Source organism: Candidatus Saccharibacteria bacterium, assembly GCA_016700315.1.
Lineage (GTDB): Bacteria > Patescibacteriota > Saccharimonadia > Saccharimonadales > SZUA-47.
The window spans coordinates 702,784-720,566 of the sequence record CP065013.1 but is presented as its reverse complement, the minus strand read 5'-3'; the positions used below and the strand labels follow the sequence as shown (position 1 = coordinate 720,566).

The window sequence follows — 17,783 nt, the reverse complement described above, 5'->3', positions numbered from 1 at the left end:
AAGTATAAGTGTAATACTTTTCGACTAAAAGTTAAAGTGAGTGTTTAAGAAAATGCCCGGTATATGATGCCTTATTAGCTGCGACCTGTTCGGGAGTACCTTCCGCGACAACCTGCCCGCCTCCCTCGCCACCCTCAGGGCCCATATCGATAAGCCAATCGGCTGATTTTATCACATCGAGGTTATGCTCAATGATTATCATGCTGTTGCCTGTGTCAACCAAGGCGTGAAGCACTTGTAGCAGGCGATTGACATCGTCCATGTGCAACCCGGTTGTTGGCTCGTCTAAGATGTAAAGGGTTCGACCAGTCGCTCGCCGCGACAGCTCAGTCGCTAACTTAACACGCTGAGCTTCGCCACCAGATAATGTCGTGGCTGATTGACCAAGTGTCATATAGCCCAGACCAACCTTGACTAGTGTCTCTAGTTTGTTGGCAATACTAGGAATATTAGCGAAAAATTCAGCCCCTTCTTCAATCGTCATCGCCAAAATGTCACTAATGGTTTTACCCTTGTAGTGAATCTCGAGCGCCTCACGATTGTAGCGCTTGCCTGAGCAGGTCTCACACGGTACATAGACATCCGGCAAGAAATGCATTTCTATCTTGATCGTGCCATCTCCCTGGCAAGTTTCGCAGCGTCCGCCACGAACATTAAAGCTGAAGCGGCCGGCTTTGTAGCCACGGATCTTGGCCTCAGGCGTACTAGCAAAAAGCTCCCGTATAGGCGTAAATAAGCCGACGTAAGTTGCAGGGTTACTACGCGGCGTCCTTCCAATCGGCGATTGGTCAATAATAATCACTTTGTCGAGGTTTTCAGAACCCAAGACATCGTCATGGCGGCCCGCAGGCTCATGGGCATTATGCAGGCGAGCATGGAGTTCTTTTGCCAAGATATCGTTAATCAACGTACTCTTACCCGAACCAGAAACACCGCTGACTACGACCAGTTTGCCGAGAGGAATCTTGACATCAAGATTTTTGAGATTATGCTCACGGGCATTTTTGATCTCAAGACTTTTGCCGTTGCACTTTCGGCGCGATTTAGGCACCTCAACTTTTAGTTCGCCTCGAAGATATTTACCGGTTATGCTGGCGGGAACTTTCTCGACCTGAGACGGTGTGCCTTCTGCGATTACTTGCCCACCGTGAACGCCAGCTCCCGGCCCGATGTCTAGCAGATAATCCGCCGTTCGGATGGTATCCTCATCGTGCTCCACAACTATGACAGAGTTACCGATATCGCGCAGTCGCTTTAAGGTGTTGATAAGTTTCTCGTTGTCGCGCTGATGAAGCCCAATCGAAGGTTCGTCTAGAACGTACAACACCCCCTGTAAGCCACTACCAATCTGCGTGGCAAGCCTTATACGCTGAGCTTCGCCGCCACTTAAAGAGTTAGCTCCACGCGCTAAAGTTAGGTAATTTAGCCCGACTTCATTCAAAAAGCCTAGTCTTGCCTTGATCTCTTTCAGAACTTGGGCGACGATTTTGGTGTCTTTTTCGCTCAGTTTTAGGCCGTCAAAGAACTCAACAGCTTGGTCAACCGCTAAACCACAGATGTCCATGATCGATCGATCGGCAACCGTCACCGCCAAAACCTCTGGTTTTAATCTTTTGCCGCCGCAAGCAAAACAAGGTTTTTCAACCATGAATCTCTCAATTTCTCGGCGCATAAAGTCACTGTCTGTTTCTTTGTGGCGTCGCTCTAAGTTTGGAATGACGCCTTCGTATGTCGTATTAAAAAAGCGGCCGTAGCTTAAGCTAACCCGAAATGTCTCGTCACCAGTGCCATAAAGTATTTTTTGTAGGTCACCGGCTCGCATTTGCCCAGTCGGTGTCGACAGATCAAACTTATAGCGATCAGCTACGGCTTGCATTTTTTTGACGTTCCAGGCATCTGGCGCCATGCGGTTATAGGGCCTGATGGCGCCTTCTAAAATTGTCAGATTACCATTTGGAATGACTAGCTCGGTGTCAATCTCTAGCCGATTGCCAAGACCTGTGCATGTAGGGCATGCGCCATGCGGGCTATTAAAGCTGAACGTCCTCGGCTCCATGATTGGCGCCACAAAATCCGGGTAATCCTCGTTGTAGTAACGCTGAGAAAAATGATGAATTTTGTCTGCGTCATCAGCATCGATGATGGTCAGTTGTCCCTCTGCAAGTTGCAGTGCCGCCTCAACACTTTGGAAAATTCGACTAGCCGAATCATCATCATTAACGACACGATCAACTACTATTTCGATTGAGTGTTTGTACTTTTTATCTAATTCAGGAAACTCATCTAGAGCATAAATTACGCCGTCGATTCGGGCCCGAGCGTAGCCTTGGCGAGTGTAAAGCTCTGGAATGTGGGCATGCTCACCTTTTTTATCAACTACTACAGGGGCTAGCACCATCAAGCGGTGGCCTTCTGGCAAATTGCGTACTCCATCACTTATTTCCTCGACTGTCATCTGCTTGATCGGCTTGCCATCCGGGCCGTGAGCGATACCAATTCGGGCATACAACAGACGCAAATAGTCATAAATTTCGGTAACGGTTGCGACGGTTGAGCGTGGATTACGGCTGGTCGATTTCTGGTCAATACTAATTGCCGGACTTAAACCATCTATCTGGTCTACATCTGGTTTTTCCATGAGGCCTAAAAACTGCCTTGCGTAGGCACTAAGGCTTTCGACATATCGCCTCTGCCCTTCGGCATAAATCGTATCAAATGCCAAAGAAGACTTGCCGGAGCCCGACAAGCCAGTAATCACAACCAGCTTCTCGCGCGGCAGTGTAACGCTAATATTTTTCAGGTTATGCTCACGAGCACCCTGAACCGAAATCACCTCAGACATATCAGTTAATTATACCCTCGAACAGCTTATCCGGTCAAAGCGACATCATCATGCGGCGCGTCTTGTAAGGCTTGCCCGCAATTCTTGTCCACCCACAAAACTATCAAATTTCGGACGACGCACATACAAACCGGCATTAGTTATATCGGCTACACTCATATTGTTTGTGTACCCACCTCTGGTTTGTCGTTCTAATGCGAGATGCACTACAGGATCAAAAAATCTTAGTTCAGGCGGCATGAATTCTTCTACTTCACCCGCAATCGTAGCTCTTTCATCATTTGTTACACCTTTACCCTTAACTTTTTTTGCAAATGAAAAGTGAGGTGTTTGTTTTACGATTACAGACATATCTACTTCTGTGTAGTCCCCTTTACTATTGGGACCGCCAGAAACAAATTGAACAACTTCAGCTACTGTAGCGTTTATTTCTCTAACGATTTGGGGCTTATCTGCTAGCGAACCGTCATCGTTCTTTGGTGCATAGTGCTTACCAAAACCTTTCCAACCTTGTAGCGTAGCTGATAATACATTATTATTACCGAAAACTGCAATATTCCCCATTGCAACAGTCAATAAATGTGGTTTGGACTTTACGACTTCAGCAACATGTTCTCTTACATTTTTTGCCAAATTTAGCATTTCTTTGGGTTCTGGGGCAACATCTGCGACTCTGAAAGCATCTTGCAGCGCCCGCATACCCAGGATAGTTATACCCATTTTAGATAATTCATAAGGTTCATACGGTCTTTTTTTGCAATAAGCAGTTAACGCAGTATGGAAATCTTTTGCTGCCTCATCGGGGTGTAGGTGCCGTCTTACAAAAAAAGCAGGAATAAAGAAATCACGATGCGGCAAAACCTCACCACGGACAACAGTATTTCTGTTATCTCTTATATTAGCGGGCAAATTACTACGTGCAGCGGTCCACCTTCGGTTTTTTCCCATTTTTTATTTCTCCCTTTATCTAAGGCTAGGATACTCCTCGTAAGCCTGGTTTTCAATAAAATTTTACAAATTTACTACGCTATACTGTTTGTATGACAAAACTAAAGCAAGAGCGGCCGTTCTGGAAGAGAGTTTTGGTAGATATTGCTGGCTTTGGGCTTATCCTAGCTTCCGGCCTGGTAGGCTGGCTGCCTGGACCAGGCGGTATCCCCGTGCTTCTAGCTGGCCTAGGGCTACTTGCGACTAATCATGAATGGGCCGAGCGGATGTTGCACAATATCAAGACTAACGGCACACGTCTTTATGATATTGTTTTCCCAGATAACAAACGTCGCTATCTTTTATATGATCTACTGGGTCTCTTTTTACTCGCTGGCGCAACACTAGTAAAATACAAAACCACTAAGCTTTGGCTAGACACCATTGGGTTTATGGTCGTTTTTTTCTGCATTAGTTTGCTGCTACTCAACCGAAAACGCCTAGAAAAATTTACTAATTTCGTAACTCGTAAACCTAAACGCTAAAGCTTTCTCTAAAAGCCTATTGCTTTTTATGCTAGTTTGTGATACAATGCATTTCATAAAAGTTGGTTTTTTTGCAGTCAAAACAGCCTGCACTTAAAACCAAAAAGAGGAATAAAGAGAGATGCTAAAATTTTTGGTTCTAGGTATTATCCCCGGCACTTCTATCCAGATTGAGTTCTGGCAAGTATTAATACTATTGGTTTTGGTTTTGACAATAATTGAATCTTACGTGCACTATCGATTACTGCCAGAGTACCAAGAATTTAAAAAGCTTGGTCAACAAAAAACAGATCTTTACAAAGCCTAGTTCCCCAAATTAATAAGGCAAGATCGATTCGGCATACAGCTGAAGTTCGCCAAGTAAGTACTTCTGGTTTTCGGTATTTGCCTGCTTGAGTGCCTCGGCTAGTTTCAAACCAAATTTTGCTAATCTAGATTTTTCGGCACCCGCCATTAGCAAGTCTGAGCGTTTTTTCTCCCATGATTCTGCTTGCAGATCAGTCAGCATTTTTGGAAAGTTTCTAGCTACGTAACGAAAGGCCAGCTCGTTAATCTTCGGATCGCCAAAACTCTCGGCTTGGGAGATTAGGTTTTTTATGTCGGTTGAGAGCAATTGGTTGAGCTGACGTTTCTGCTGGTCGCTCCAAAACCCATCATAGATCGAGTCGTCGACGTCCGGACTACTCGCAAAAAGCTCGGACTGCTCTTTGTCCAGCAGCCTGACAGCTTCAGAAATTTTGTCGATAAATTCTTGGCCAAGATCCTTTAGTTTCTGCTGGTTGAGACTTACTAACGACATATCAATCGCCAATCTGGCTTTGCAAGATTCGTCCAGAACGCTTATCGGAGCCACTGCCGGACAGCGGTTGAACTGCAAGGTTTTAAGCGGCAATCGGTCTTCAGGGTCGCGGCTGCGCCACTTTTGCGCAATCTCAAGTGCCGACAACTTTGACAGCCCGGTAGGATCAAATCTCAAATCATAAACCACAACAACGCCATCTCGACTGTAGTGTTCCAGCAGCTTCACAGCAACGGTTGTTTTATTAAATTCCGAGGCATACTTACCGCTGGTATACACAAAAGGCTGGTTGGCAGAGACCAAAGCTGCTACTTTTTTCTTATCGCGCATTTGTAGCAGATATTCAAATAGTTTGGGTTGAGCATTCCTAAACTTACGAGCCACCTCAATCAAAGCTTGAATATCAGCAAGTGCGTCATGAGCATTTGAGTGCTCAATATTATTGACTGCCGTCATCGAAGTCAGCGAAACCGTCGGTTTACCATCGGAAGCGAATGGCCACTCTAGCCCCTCCGGCCGAAGTGCGCGCATCATCCTGATCGGATCTAGTAAATCCCAGCGGCTTCGTCTGTCCTTCCACTGCCACTCATATGGGTCGCGCAGGCACCTATAGAACAATCGCCTCATAAATTCATCATCGAAGCGCACGCTGTTATAGCCAACGAATATTGTTCCGGGCTTAGCGATTTCTTTGTTGAAATAACCAACCAACTCAGCCTCGCTGATTCCTTCAGCATTGGCGCGTTGCGGCGTTATACCGTGAACTAATATGGCAAAAGGGTCGGGCAAAGCATCTGAAGCTAGCTTGACCAAGATGTTATCAGGCTCGCCTATCGGCTCAAGCTCTAAGGTAGTACGCTGTCCAGCAAACTGCATAATCCGACCGTCACTAGCTCTACCGGAGCTGGTTTCTAGATCGTAAAAGTAAAGCTCATTTCTCATATCTAGTATGTTATTTCACCGCTAGTTCCGATAATGATCTTGTCACCCGGTTCAATGCCCTGCTTCTCAAGCTCTTTCAGCACACCATTACGCCTAAGGATATCGCGCAGTCTATAAACGCCGTCTTCGTTATCGAAGTCGGTTCGCCTCGCAAAACGACTAAACTTATCACTACTAATTAGGTAACCTTTTTCTGTTTGCTCGACAGTCCAAGGCCGACGGTCTTCGCCGGCGGTGATAACTGGGATAGCAGCTTCTTTTTCGTCTTGCGCTTTTTGCTCGGCTCTTCGAGACTTTTCGACAATTTTCATCGCCTCGCCAAACAGTTTTTTGATCCCGTTGCCGTCGTGAGATGAGATTGCATAAACCGCGGCTTTCTTGGGCAAAACTTCTGTCAGTTTTGCAATCTGATCCTCGACAATATCGTCGTCGAGCCCGTCGATCTTTGTTAGCACAATCAAACGAGGTTTTTTGGCAAGATCTTGGCTATAATCTTTTAGTTCTTTGTCGATAGTTTTGTAGTCGGCCACGACATCATCGCTCCAGCAATCGATAAGATGAAGCAGAACTTTCGTACGCTCGACGTGACGCAAAAATTCGTCTCCCAAGCCCTTCCCGCTACTTGCTCCTTCGATCAAACCCGGAATGTCAGCCATCAGAAAAGAGGTGTCATGACCCAAATCAATCACACCTAAGTTCGGTGTCAGTGTGGTAAAAGCATAATTAGCTACTTCTGGATTGGCGTTTGAGTTCTTGGCAAGAAGCGTAGACTTGCCGGCATTTGGTAGCCCCACAAGGCCTACATCTGCAATCATTTTTATCTCAAATACAGCTGCAAAAGTCTCGCCCGGTTCGCCTTTTTCTGCGACTTTTGGCGCTTGTCGGACACTGCTCTTAAAATGCGCATTGCCGTAGCCGCCTTTTCCACCAGCAGCAATAACTTCCATCTGGCCCGCATAAGTAAGATCAGCCAAAATACGGCCGCCTTCATCGACAACCGTTGTGCCGACGGGCACACGTACTATCAGGTCATGAGCCGAGCGTCCATGCCGCTTATTTGGCTCGCCCGGTTTGCCGTCTTCGGCTTTTAATTCTTTCTGGTAGCGAAACTTTGCTAGAGTGTCTTCGCTGTTGCTCGCCATACAAACTATGTCACCGCCATCGCCGCCGTCGCCTCCATCTGGGCCACCACGAGCTACAAACTTCTCACGTCTAAAACTAACCAGCCCATTGCCGCCACTGCCAGCGCTCACCAAAACCTTTGCTATATCCACAAATGCCATTAATTAACAGTATAAAGTAGTAAGTAGAAAGTAGAAAGCTCAGCTTCTTCAAACGACCCTAGGCTGAGTGCCATAATAAAGCAAACATCCGATAATACTCTAGTCATTAATTGTTGATTGCGCGACCTGGAAATACTCAATTCGCTATTGCTTGTGAGTTGACCTCTAATAAAGGATAATGCTCCTTATGAGTGAGCATATAGGCGAAAACATCAAAGCAGTTCTTTTTGACCATGACGACACACTTGTCGGGACTATTGGAACAAAATGGGCACAGCATAAACATGTTGCCAGAAAGCACTACGGCAAAGAGCTGACTGACGATGAGATTAAGCTTCATTGGGGTAAGCCACTACGTGAATTAGTTTGTTTATTGTATGGAACTGATGACGTAGAGCAAGCTATGGCGAACAATACGGCATGTCATGAGGATTTTCCTAAAGAATTATTCGTTGCATCTATTCCTACACTCAGGCATCTAAAGGCTGCTGGTAAGCTAGTTGGAATCATTACCGCCACAAGTCGCTTTAGTTTTGAGCACGATTTAACAACGCATGAAATACCACAAGAAGTGTTGGATTACACGCAGACTGCTGACGATACCCCTTTCCATAAACCAGACCCAAGAGTTTTTGAACCTGCACTTACTTGGTTAGAGGCTCAAGATGTTCGACCAGAAGAAGTCTACTATATCGGAGATGAGCTCCATGATATGAAGGCAGCATTAGGAGCGGGGCTTAATTTCTTAGGTGTTGAAACGGGTTTAGTAACTGCTGAACAGTTTGCAGAGAATAATGTAATAAGCATACCAACTATAGCCGACCCAGCACCTAGAGCTTAATGCTCAGAATTTTAGGCTGAATAGCCTTGCTTTTTGCGTTACATGCGCTTCTTAGATCATCAAGCATACTTTTGGCATCATCCGAGTGTTCCAACAGATGATTTAGTAGTTCGTGTAGGATATGTCCGCCCCGACCCAACCCAGTCCTATATAGGCTTCAGGAGATTAAATATTAACGATTGACGACAAGGTACGTAGCCTCTGTAAAAGTATTTGGAATAGTGCATTCTGGGACGAAACGCGAGCTAAGTAACGCACGAGCCGAAGGCGAGCTTTAGGCGGGAGGAGCCGAAGTTCGAACTTGTTTCGAACAAGGCGGAGGGTAAGACCCTTCTTTGTGATTCAAGCGAGCGAAGCGAAGCCGATTCATGAAGTAGCGGCACGAGCCAAAGGCGAGCTTTAGGCAGTAACAAAACTCCGTAAAACTATTTGGAATAGTGCAGTCTGGGACGAAACGCGAGCTAAGTAACGCACGAGCCGATGGCGAGCTTTAGGCGGGTGGAAAGCGAAGCTAGAATTTACTTCTAGCGAGCTTGGAGGGTAAGACCCTCCTAATAGATATAGCCGTAGTTGGCAGCTTGAGCGGCAGTCAGAGTTTTCGTAGAAACCCTATTCCACCCTGCAACGTTCATCTCTGAAACGTGAGTTGTACCATCAGGATCAACACTATCCACAAAACCAACGTGCCCATAATAATCGCGTGGTGGAGTCCATATTACCGCTCCTGCCTGTGGTGTTGAACCGGTAGCTAACCCAGCCGCTCGCGCTAGCGATAACCACGTGCTGGCATTGCCAAGATTGCTAGGTACGGGTCTGCCAATTGCTGCACGCTTAGAAGCCGCATACCAAGTACAATAACCGTAATCATAGCCGTTTGCACCGCCCCAGATAGGCGAACTACCACCAAACGCAAAACCATTACTGCGATTATACGAAGGAGTAGCGCGAACTTGCACTACCGTGACTGTTCCATCGGGAATAACGATGAATTCATCTCTTACTAGACCAGTTATTTCAGCGTCATTGAAAGCTACAATTTGATCTTTTGAGGCCTTGAACTTCGAAGCTAGGGTATCTGGAGTATCATTTGGTTTAACCTGATAAACAATCCCGTTGACCGGTGGAATGCGCAAAGTTCGGCCCGCAGGAATCGAGTCAGCACTTAGATCGTTTGACCATTTGATGCTATCACTAGTAACGCCATACTTCTGAGCCAACGCAGTAACACTGTCGCCAGCTATTGTAGTATAGGTCTTTATGTCTTTTTTAGATTTCAAACCAGTACTAACAATCTGAGGCTTTGCTACAACCTGACTATCAGTAGGCACGATTGCTAGCTGCGCATTAACGCTATCGGCGTTATTAACTACTGCCCTAGTTTCTTCTAACTGAACCATTTGGGCAGCATGAACAGCAATATCTGCACTGGAAAGCTGATCTAACGGGTTAGTAACATCTATATCTGTAGCTTTTACAGACGCCTGAGTAGCTAGAGGGGTGTCGGCATTGCTGCCACCAAACACAAAGAAAGCCACTAATAGTAGTAGGCCGATATTTCCAGTGACTATAGAAAAACGTATGAAACGCTTTTTCTGACGATTCGATTTAAAACCAGTAAACTTTAGCTTGCGCTTAATTTGCTTGGTAATTGGATTACGGATAATTACTCCTAGCACCAGAAACAAACACAGGCGGTGCAAGCGTTAAGAGTTGTTACTTATTATTTTTTCAAGTTTTCGACCACTTGATTATCTTATTTAGCTTATCTCTCTTAACACAAACGAATCTAGAAGGAACACTAGTGTCCCCCGTTTACGCTTCTTTTTGAGTATCGTAAACACTAGATCGTTGTAACAGATATAGTAACAGTTATAACGCGCGCATGTCAAGCAAACGATGCCAACCAAAAGCTATATTATCTCATCAATTACAGAGGATAACGCAGTGCTCCTGTGTCAACGCTTCGTGTTCAGCTAAAGTACGAGAGAAAAACGTTTTGCCCTTGTCGGCACCGTTATCGTCGGCTACAAAATAGAGAAAATCTCCTTGTGCAGGGTACGCCACGGCTTTTAGCGCGGCCAGATTGACATTGCCAATTGGCGTAGGCGGGAGCCCGGCATTAATCCTAGTATTATATGGCGAGCTAGCGAAGACGGAATCGGGCTGTCCAGCCGCTCGGGATTCATAAAAAGCCGTTGGGTCGCTGCCAAGCGGCATGCCTTTTTTTAACCTCAAATAGAATACCTGTGCAACTTGGGCCTCGTCCTCGGGGTTGCTTACCTCTTGCTGAATAATTGAAGCCAGTATTATTCCTTGATAAATGGTGATACCTTGAGCATTGATCCCAGAACGAATTTCTGGTGTTAGGGCTTTAGCCATTTCATCTAACGATTGTTTGACGATGGTTTGCGGCGTAACATCTGACGACCTAAAGAAGCTCTCGGGATACAAGAAGCCCTCAAGATTTGATGGCAGTGGGATACCAGTAAAGACTGGATGGCTAGCATAAAGCTTAGGGTCTAGAGCGGCGGCTACTTGATCAGAAGGGTAGCCAGCATCGATAAATGCAGCCTTGATCTGATCGATGCGCTGAGCAGGGAAAATAGTGAATAGATCGGTCGCAACCTTACCTTCGTTAAGATACTTTACTATGTCTTCGACGCTCATGCTCGGGCTAAGCTTATAACTCCCGGCTTTGGGCTGGGTATCCTTATGAAGTTTAAGGTACCATAAGAAGGCGCGGCTGTCCCTTATCAAGCCGTTAGAGTGCAATTTTTCAGCGATGCTAGAATTATCGGAGCCAGGTGCTATTTCTACTATGACAACTTTTTCGGACATGCTTACCGGCCTTAAATTGCCATAATATGTGAAGCCAATATAACCAAGTAATAAAAATACTAGTATGAGAATGCCAGCGATTAATCTAGGCAGAAGTTGACGGCGATTATTCGTCATAATGCTATGCATTAGGTTACGGAGCCTTCCTCAAAATAACGTTCTAGAATAACACAAGCAGCCAGACTATCTTCATCTGAACCAGGATACCTTACGCTCCACTTAGCGGCCGACTGGGTGCTCAAGGTTTCGTCAACCAACTCAACTGGGCACTGAATTTTGGCGGCTAGTTGTTTGGTAAATTGCCTTATGATTTTTGACTGCTCCGTCTCTTGGCCAGCGAGGCTTCTAGGCAACCCCACTAACACCTTTGCAGGTTTTTGCACAATTATTTCCTCGTACAATTTGTCCAGATTTTGATTATTGAGATTCTGAAAAATAGGTAGAGGCTCTGGAATGCGCACCACAGAATTTGCCCTAGCTCGACCAATTTTTTTGCTACCAAAATCTAGCGCCAAAATATCCATAAACTAGCGCGTCTGCTCCAGCACAACTTTTATTTTTGAGGCGCTTTTTGGAGTTGTTAGAACCCAGAAAGGGCTGTATTCAACCGTCACATCACGAATACCTTCCTTGGCTCTTAAAAGCTGCTCGATATCGCCACGTTTTTTGCCGGCAGACAGTTTTGCAATTTCTACTTCGTCGACTTTCGGCCCTACCGTCGCAATTGTTTTTAGTGAAATTTTTTGTTCGGTAACTGATTTTTTCTCTATTAATAAGTAATTTGCAGCTGACAGACCATCATCTTGAATATTTTGCTGATTTTCGCCAGCAGCCTTCTTGATAGACATTTCAAGTAGTGCTTTTAGATCCTCTTGTTTAACACCGAGCATCTTATAAACCGTGGTCACCGTAACTTTAACGCTTTCAGCCTGGGAATCGGCTGCAACACTAGCCTCAACTTTCGGCTCTCCTTCTTCAAGAGTTTGCTCCAAAGGCTTTTTGTTCGAACTGATTAGCTTAGAATTTATCTCATCTAGTGCAGCACTTTTTGACCTGCCAACTAGTCGATCTTTGGCGGATGATATATCAGCGGCGGTGACTACTTTTACTACATTATTCGTTCCACCTGTCATGGCTGATCCACTACCCGAAAGATCACTGTTGGTCGTAGAATATGATCTCGCGGTTAAGTTATAGTTATCGCCAGGCTCACTGGCTGCAACTTCCACGCTAGCCGATTTGTCGCGTTTACATAGCCCACCACCAGTGAAGTTGCTGGCAGCAACAGTAACTGGGGCAGTGGTAACAAAGTTAAAGCCACCAGCGCTAAAAACGGTTCCGGCTGGGGCTGTGATTGATTCATCGTCTTTGTTGCAATTAACAATCGTCATGGTGCCGCTGGCTTTTTCGCCAATGTTTTTTGTGCCAGTTGCTGGTGCAACCTCACTATCTGATTTTGCAGACTCGGCTAACTCTGCCGGCACTACGCTGTTCGCTTGGTCCATTTCTGTCGCTGCAGTGCTGGCTAAGATTTGCAAATCAGCTGAAACAGATTTTGTGTCGGTTTTTACGATGATTGTCGCTTTGGGCAAGATCACAAAGGCAAAAACTGAACCAACGATAGCTAGTACTAACAGCATACAAAACAAAACTACTTTAGTTCTGAATGAGGAGAAATCGGGGATTTTAATAACTTTTTTGCCGATTTTTTTATCAGTTATTGGTAACCCTTTAGGCGAGGTGTTGTCGAGCTCAATCGTGTCGGGTTCGGCGACCACTTCAGCGACAGCTGCATTTCCGGCCGCATCGGCCACAACTGCCTCTTCAACTATTTTAGCCGGCGTTTCGCTCTCGCCGTCTAGCTGGTCGCTTGACGGAACCTCCGGCTTTGATGATAGCGACTTTGCTATGGGAACTCCGCTTAAGCCAGCTAACTTGATAATCGACTGATTGGAGGTGACCAGGACTGGCTGTTTCTTGGACCTCTTCGCCGCCTTCATCAAAAGTTTCATGTTCACCACACTCTGAAAAACGCTAGCCTGTTTTGGTAAAACCAGAGCCACAACATTGCTTTTAGCCGACTGAAGCTTGTCGATAACGGTTGTTATTTCGTCCTCGGCTTCGAGATAAATTGTATCTTTTTTCGGTTGCATATGATTATTATACTTTCAATAAGCGATTAAACTTGTCTTTTATTGTTTGCACAGCCGGAGAAGCACCTGTCTGTTCCATTGTATCAACAGCCACTCTAAGTAGCCCCATAGCTGTAATAAATGTATGGTCAGTTAGGTTGTTTGAAACATCGCGAAAACCATCGATTTCCTCTGGCATTATCAGATCAACTTGGGGCTGACGTGCAAAAGGCAGATCTCTGTACCACGCGCTGTTTTTTAGCTCATTGACCAGCATGCTCAGCGACGAACCTCCACCGCAGAGCAGAACCCGTGACGGCATCTGGTCTACGTTTGTGAACTCGTCAAGCGCTAACTCAACGCCGCTACGCCATACTTCTAAAGTTTTCTTCAGCGGCTTTTCGACACTCGCTAGTTTAGCAGCAGGCACTCTGCCTTCACTAAGACCTACTTTTAGTGCTTCTGCCTGCAAAAACGTAACGCCACTGTCACGTTCAATCGATTTGGTAAAAGCTCGGCCACCAATACCAAACATTTTTGTACCCTGAACCCCGCCCTCTTGCACAACTGCAATATCTGTAGTGCCGCCGCCGACATCCATCAGAATAGCATTTGTACTGGCGTTTGGATCATCACCAACCACTGCTCTCGCAACAGCAAATGGCTCGGCCGCAACCGCCATGAGACTTAGATCTAATTCACTTGCTACCCTTTCCAGAGCACCTATATGAATCATCGGCGCGAAAGCTGTGTAGAGCTGTACTTCGACTTCCCGGCCCTGAAAACCTACGGGGTTAGTGATCGGATAGCCGTCTATAGTAATACGGACTAAAGCACTGTTCACTAAACGTACTTCGACGTTTTTTCCGCCAAGCTCGATGCTGAGCTGCTTTTTAGCAGCCGTCTCGGCCCGGTCTTGTACAAGCGAAATGATCTTCTCAACCTCATCAACATCTAGCGGTTTTTGCGGATCTTTGCGACTAATCTTTACACTGTTGGTTGTACCTTTAACCAGCTCTCCAGCGATTCCTATGACCACACTGTCAGCTGTCAAACCCGCTTGTGCTTCTGCATCACTGAGGGCTTTGTCGCAATTGGCAGTAACTGCAGCAATGTCTGCAATTGCTCCAGCAGCCATGTCTGTTAGGTTCTGGTGAGCCCGGCCGACTCCTACTATCTCAATTTGACCTTCGCCATAAACTCTACCAATAATCGCCTTGACGTTTTCTGTGCCAATATCCAGCGCCAAAATATGCCTGTCACTAGAGTGGATAGCCGGTTGTTTTAGGGTTTTTGCTTTGGCGGCAGCCGATTTGGCAGCCCCTTTTAGTTTAGAAAGCATATGCGTTATTTTAGCACGAAAATCGCTTTTCGAACAGGTTAAGCAGCCTTACTTAGGGGGCCGCAATATACCTGGCCTGTCGTTCTTGGTAAGCAGCGTCTAAGTCGCCTTCAAATACTTCTAGGGCGACATCCTCTAAAACGTGAGTAGGCGCACCAACAATCCAAGCCTTGCCAACAAATTTTGAGATAACTTTAGCAACTGCTTGCGTTTCGTATACGTTTGGGCCAACTACTGGGCACTCCCTGCTCATACTAGTACGGCCTTGATTCTGCGAACTCCAGCTGATGAAGCCTCTTCTTTGAGGATTTTGAATTTTTTATTGTCTTCAAATAATTGCAGGGTGTGGTCAACATGTGGACCTCCGCAAATTTCAAAAGAGAAAGGTCGCTCGGTTGGGTCCGATTTGGCATCTTTCATGGTGTAGACTTTGACGGTTGCGCCGTAGCGATCGCCAAACTGACCAAGTGCGCCAAGAGAGCCAGTGGCCTCTTCTGTCGGATATTCTGCCCAAGACACTTTAAGGTCTTTGGCGATCTCACGATTTACGATTTCTTCTACTTTGGCGATTTGCTCCGGTGTAACTTTTTCTGGATGACTGAAGTCAAAGCGCAGTCGCTCTTCAGTAATGTTACTGCCGCGCTGAATAACATGGTCGCCAAGCACATCGCGCAGCGCTTGATACATTAGATGAGTTGCCGTGTGGTATTTCTTGTGCTGCATGGTTTGGCCACCAAGCCCACCTTTGAACACTCCCTTGCTCGCTGTCTGACTACGCGCTTTTTGCTCAGCCATTTTGCCGTCAAATTGCTCACGCCAATCTGATTCTAATTCAATGCCTCGTTTAGAAGCTTCCTCAACGCTTAATTCAATAGGAAAACCATAGGTGTCATAAAGCCTAAACAGAGCTTCTCCTTGACTCATGACTCCTGACTCTTGACTCGATTGGAATATTTTCTCAAACTCTTTCAGGCCTTTTCTTAGAGTCTGGCGGAAGACTTTTTCTTCCTTGACTAGCGTTTCGATAACTTGCTGGCGATTGGCGGCAACTTCCGGGAAATCTGCATGGTAAATATCGGCAATAACTGGCACGATCTGTTCTAAGAAGTTCTGTTCAATACCCAGATCAAATGCAAAGCGAATAGCACGGCGCAAGAGTCGGCGCATCACATAACCCTGCTCTTTGTTGCTCGGGCTTACTCCATCGACAGCCAAGAAAGTTGCTGCCCGCAAATGATCAGCGATCACACGCATCGACTTCATAGTATCTAGCCAGCAATCCGGCATCTTCTCGTATCCCAAATCACCGGGAGTAAAATCATATTTCACACCGCTGATAGCTTCGAGTTTCTCGACTATTGGCCAGATGACGCTGATCTTGAACATGTCTGGACTGTTTATCGCAGCAGCGGCGATACGCTCCAGGCCAGCACCGAAGTCAACATTTTGCTTCGGTAGCTTTTCAAAGCCTTTCTCTGTGCGTAAATACTCCATGAAAACACTGTTACCAATTTCCATGTAGCGACCACAGTCACAGTTTGGGTGACAGTTTTGGCCCCATTTTGGATCATGTTCTACAAAGTCAAATTCGTAGAAAACTTCGCTGTCTGGCCCCCCGGGCTCACCTGCCGGCATATCGCCAATTTTGCCAGCTCTGCACCACCAGTTTTTGCTAGCGTCATAATAAAAAATACGGCCACCTTGCATACCTTTGGCGTAGCCATCTGCTTCAGAGCCTATTTCGACGGCTTTAGCCTCGATACCTTTTTGCTTGAACAATCCAGCCCAAAGTTCAGCACTTTCTGTGTCTCGTGGGATCCCGTTATCCTTATCACCAATAAAAGTCGTGACATAGAGTTTGTTCGGATCCAAGCCAACCACATCTGTCAAAAATTCAAAAAACCAAGGCAACTGCTCGGCCTTAAAATAGTCGCCCAAACTCCAATTACCAAGCATTTCAAAGAAAGTTGTGTGGCGGTTGTCACCAACCTCATCTATGTCCTGAGCCCTAAGACAAGTCTGGCTATCGACTAATTTGGTGCCTTCTGGATGAGGCTCGCCTAGCAAATACTGAATTAGCGGCTGCATGCCGGAGCCAGTAAAAAGAGTAGTTGGGTCGTTATATGGTACCAACAAAGCACGCGGAATTTGGGCATGTCCACGTTTAGAAAAAAAATCTAAATACTTGTTTCTAATTTCCTGCGCTGTCATATCTGTTATTCTAGCATGGATTTGTCTCTAAGTAATTATTCCGCCGCCGAGGCAGATTTGACCGTTGTAAAAAACTGCAGATTGGCCTGGAGTAAGTGCTCTTTGCGGCTCATCGAAAATAAGCTTATTGCCTTCTAGCTTGGCAGGCACAAGGGGGCCGCGATGGCGTGTCCGAACGAGCAAGGGTTTATGGTTGATAGTTGGTAGTTTATGGTTGATGAGATGAATACTATTTAGACGAACTTTACTAAGCCACAGTTTAGGGTCATCAAGTTGGCTAGTTACGTATACTTCGTTTTTAGTCATATTCTTACCCGTAACGTAATACGGCAAACCGCCGCCAACACCGAGCCCGTTACGTTGCCCAATTGTGTAAAAAATTGCGCCGTCATGCTCACCAAGAACCACACCGTTCTGGTCTTTTATCTTACCGGGTTTAGTTTCGATGTATTGGCTCAAAAACTCCTTGATGCCAACTTTACCGACAAAACAAATGCCCATAGATTCTTTTTTGTCGGCCGTAACTAGCCCGGCCTTTTTGGCAATTCCTCGCACCTCTTTCTTAGTTAGATCTCCCAGCGGAAAAAGAGTCTTTTTGAGCGCCTTTTCCGTTACGCGGTACAGAAAGTAGGTTTGATCTTTGTTCGCGTCCTTAGCCATACTTAAACTGACGGCCGAAGGCTGATGGCTGATGGCTGCGTAGTGTCCTGTAGCTATAAAATCTGCGTCACGGTCAAGCGCCATGTCTAAAAACAGCTTAAACTTAATTTCTTGATTACACATGACATCAGGGTTTGGTGTAACACCTCGCTTAAACTCATCGAGCATATACTGCACAACCTTGTCGAAGTACTGCTGCTCAAAATCAAATAACTCAAATGGTATACCTAACTGCACGGCGACTCTTTTGGCGTCCTGATAATCCTCCCGCCAAGGACAAGCAAAACCCGGCAAACTTTTAGTCCAGTTTTTCATATGCGCGCCGACCACGTCGTAGCCCTGCTCTTTTAAAAGCAAAGCCGCAACGGAACTATCAACACCACCAGATAGCCCTACGAACACCTTTTTCATTAGCTAGCAC

The 17,783-nt window shown here is 45.9% G+C and carries 15 protein-coding genes; 3 read left to right on the top strand and 12 right to left on the bottom strand.

What is annotated here, in order from left to right; genetic code table 11:
• Positions 1-31: 31 nt before the first annotated feature.
• Positions 32-2,842, bottom strand: coding sequence for an excinuclease ABC subunit UvrA (gene uvrA / locus IPO96_03730; GenBank protein QQS64657.1), 2,811 nt, complete (start codon positions 2,840-2,842; stop codon positions 32-34).
• A gap of 48 nt (positions 2,843-2,890) precedes the next feature.
• Positions 2,891-3,790, bottom strand: coding sequence for a hypothetical protein (locus IPO96_03725; protein QQS64656.1), 900 nt, complete (start codon positions 3,788-3,790; stop codon positions 2,891-2,893).
• 92 nt (positions 3,791-3,882) lie between these two features.
• Between IPO96_03725 and IPO96_03720 the strand changes: the two genes are divergently transcribed.
• Positions 3,883-4,314: a hypothetical protein gene (locus tag IPO96_03720; GenBank protein ID QQS64655.1), complete on the top strand. Its 432-nt coding sequence runs from the start codon at positions 3,883-3,885 to the stop codon at positions 4,312-4,314.
• A 121-nt stretch (positions 4,315-4,435) separates the two neighbouring features.
• Positions 4,436-4,621 carry a hypothetical protein gene (locus IPO96_03715; protein ID QQS64654.1) on the top strand — a complete coding sequence of 62 codons (186 nt, stop codon included), beginning with the start codon at positions 4,436-4,438 and terminating at the stop codon, positions 4,619-4,621.
• Between the two features lie 9 nt (positions 4,622-4,630).
• Here IPO96_03715 and sbcB read toward each other — a convergent pair whose 3' ends face one another.
• The gene (sbcB, locus tag IPO96_03710) at positions 4,631-6,055 is read right to left on the bottom strand and encodes an exodeoxyribonuclease I (GenBank protein ID QQS64653.1); all 1,425 of its coding nucleotides are present in this window, start codon (positions 6,053-6,055) and stop codon (positions 4,631-4,633) included.
• A 2-nt stretch (positions 6,056-6,057) separates the two neighbouring features.
• Complete coding sequence (obgE, locus tag IPO96_03705) at positions 6,058-7,338, bottom strand: GTPase ObgE (GenBank protein QQS64652.1); 1,281 nt, start codon at positions 7,336-7,338, stop codon at positions 6,058-6,060.
• A 187-nt stretch (positions 7,339-7,525) separates the two neighbouring features.
• On the opposite strand from obgE, the gene IPO96_03700 reads away from it, so the two are divergent.
• Entirely contained in the window at positions 7,526-8,179 is a 654-nt protein-coding gene (locus IPO96_03700; protein QQS64651.1) for an HAD-IA family hydrolase, read from the top strand.
• Positions 8,180-8,730: 551 nt separating this feature from the next.
• Here IPO96_03700 and IPO96_03695 read toward each other — a convergent pair.
• From IPO96_03695 to mnmA, 8 genes are all read right to left on the bottom strand, one after another.
• Positions 8,731-9,864 (bottom strand): CHAP domain-containing protein, encoded by a 1,134-nt coding sequence (locus tag IPO96_03695; protein QQS64650.1) that lies wholly within the window; start codon positions 9,862-9,864, stop codon positions 8,731-8,733.
• A gap of 238 nt (positions 9,865-10,102) precedes the next feature.
• Complete coding sequence (mltG, locus tag IPO96_03690; GenBank protein QQS64649.1) at positions 10,103-11,146, bottom strand: endolytic transglycosylase MltG; 1,044 nt, start codon at positions 11,144-11,146, stop codon at positions 10,103-10,105.
• A complete protein-coding gene (gene ruvX, locus IPO96_03685; protein QQS64648.1) occupies positions 11,146-11,541 on the bottom strand; it encodes a Holliday junction resolvase RuvX in 396 nt (131 codons plus the stop codon). The genes mltG and ruvX overlap by 1 nt, the downstream gene beginning before the upstream one ends.
• 3 nt (positions 11,542-11,544) lie before the next feature.
• Positions 11,545-13,170, bottom strand: coding sequence for a hypothetical protein (locus IPO96_03680; protein ID QQS64647.1), 1,626 nt, complete (start codon positions 13,168-13,170; stop codon positions 11,545-11,547).
• A gap of 7 nt (positions 13,171-13,177) precedes the next feature.
• Positions 13,178-14,491 carry a pilus assembly protein PilM gene (pilM, locus tag IPO96_03675; GenBank protein QQS64646.1) on the bottom strand — a complete coding sequence of 438 codons (1,314 nt, stop codon included), beginning with the start codon at positions 14,489-14,491 and terminating at the stop codon, positions 13,178-13,180.
• 52 nt (positions 14,492-14,543) lie between these two features.
• Positions 14,544-14,744, bottom strand: coding sequence for a hypothetical protein (locus tag IPO96_03670; GenBank protein QQS64645.1), 201 nt, complete (start codon positions 14,742-14,744; stop codon positions 14,544-14,546).
• Positions 14,741-16,702, bottom strand: coding sequence for an alanine--tRNA ligase (locus IPO96_03665; protein ID QQS64644.1), 1,962 nt, complete (start codon positions 16,700-16,702; stop codon positions 14,741-14,743). The genes IPO96_03670 and IPO96_03665 overlap by 4 nt, the downstream gene beginning before the upstream one ends.
• Before the next feature lie 27 nt (positions 16,703-16,729).
• Positions 16,730-17,773: a tRNA 2-thiouridine(34) synthase MnmA gene (mnmA, locus tag IPO96_03660; GenBank protein ID QQS64643.1), complete on the bottom strand. Its 1,044-nt coding sequence runs from the start codon at positions 17,771-17,773 to the stop codon at positions 16,730-16,732.
• Between the last annotated feature and the right edge of the window lie 10 nt (positions 17,774-17,783).

Excerpts from the sequence above, each read along its gene's own strand:
- uvrA (QQS64657.1), bottom strand. The coding sequence starts at position 2,842 with ATGTCTGAGGTGATTTCGGTTCAGGGTGCTCGTGAGCATAACCTGAAA.
- IPO96_03725 (QQS64656.1), bottom strand. The coding sequence starts at position 3,790 with ATGGGAAAAAACCGAAGGTGGACCGCTGCACGTAGTAATTTGCCCGCT.
- IPO96_03720 (QQS64655.1), top strand. The coding sequence starts at position 3,883 with ATGACAAAACTAAAGCAAGAGCGGCCGTTCTGGAAGAGAGTTTTGGTA.
- IPO96_03715 (QQS64654.1), top strand. The coding sequence starts at position 4,436 with ATGCTAAAATTTTTGGTTCTAGGTATTATCCCCGGCACTTCTATCCAG.
- sbcB (QQS64653.1), bottom strand. The coding sequence starts at position 6,055 with ATGAGAAATGAGCTTTACTTTTACGATCTAGAAACCAGCTCCGGTAGA.
- obgE (QQS64652.1), bottom strand. The coding sequence starts at position 7,338 with ATGGCATTTGTGGATATAGCAAAGGTTTTGGTGAGCGCTGGCAGTGGC.
- IPO96_03700 (QQS64651.1), top strand. The coding sequence starts at position 7,526 with ATGAGTGAGCATATAGGCGAAAACATCAAAGCAGTTCTTTTTGACCAT.
- mltG (QQS64649.1), bottom strand. The coding sequence starts at position 11,146 with ATGCATAGCATTATGACGAATAATCGCCGTCAACTTCTGCCTAGATTA.
- ruvX (QQS64648.1), bottom strand. The coding sequence starts at position 11,541 with ATGGATATTTTGGCGCTAGATTTTGGTAGCAAAAAAATTGGTCGAGCT.
- IPO96_03680 (QQS64647.1), bottom strand. The coding sequence starts at position 13,170 with ATGCAACCGAAAAAAGATACAATTTATCTCGAAGCCGAGGACGAAATA.
- pilM (QQS64646.1), bottom strand. The coding sequence starts at position 14,491 with ATGCTTTCTAAACTAAAAGGGGCTGCCAAATCGGCTGCCGCCAAAGCA.
- IPO96_03670 (QQS64645.1), bottom strand. The coding sequence starts at position 14,744 with ATGAGCAGGGAGTGCCCAGTAGTTGGCCCAAACGTATACGAAACGCAA.
- IPO96_03665 (QQS64644.1), bottom strand. The coding sequence starts at position 16,702 with ATGACAGCGCAGGAAATTAGAAACAAGTATTTAGATTTTTTTTCTAAA.
- mnmA (QQS64643.1), bottom strand. The coding sequence starts at position 17,773 with ATGAAAAAGGTGTTCGTAGGGCTATCTGGTGGTGTTGATAGTTCCGTT.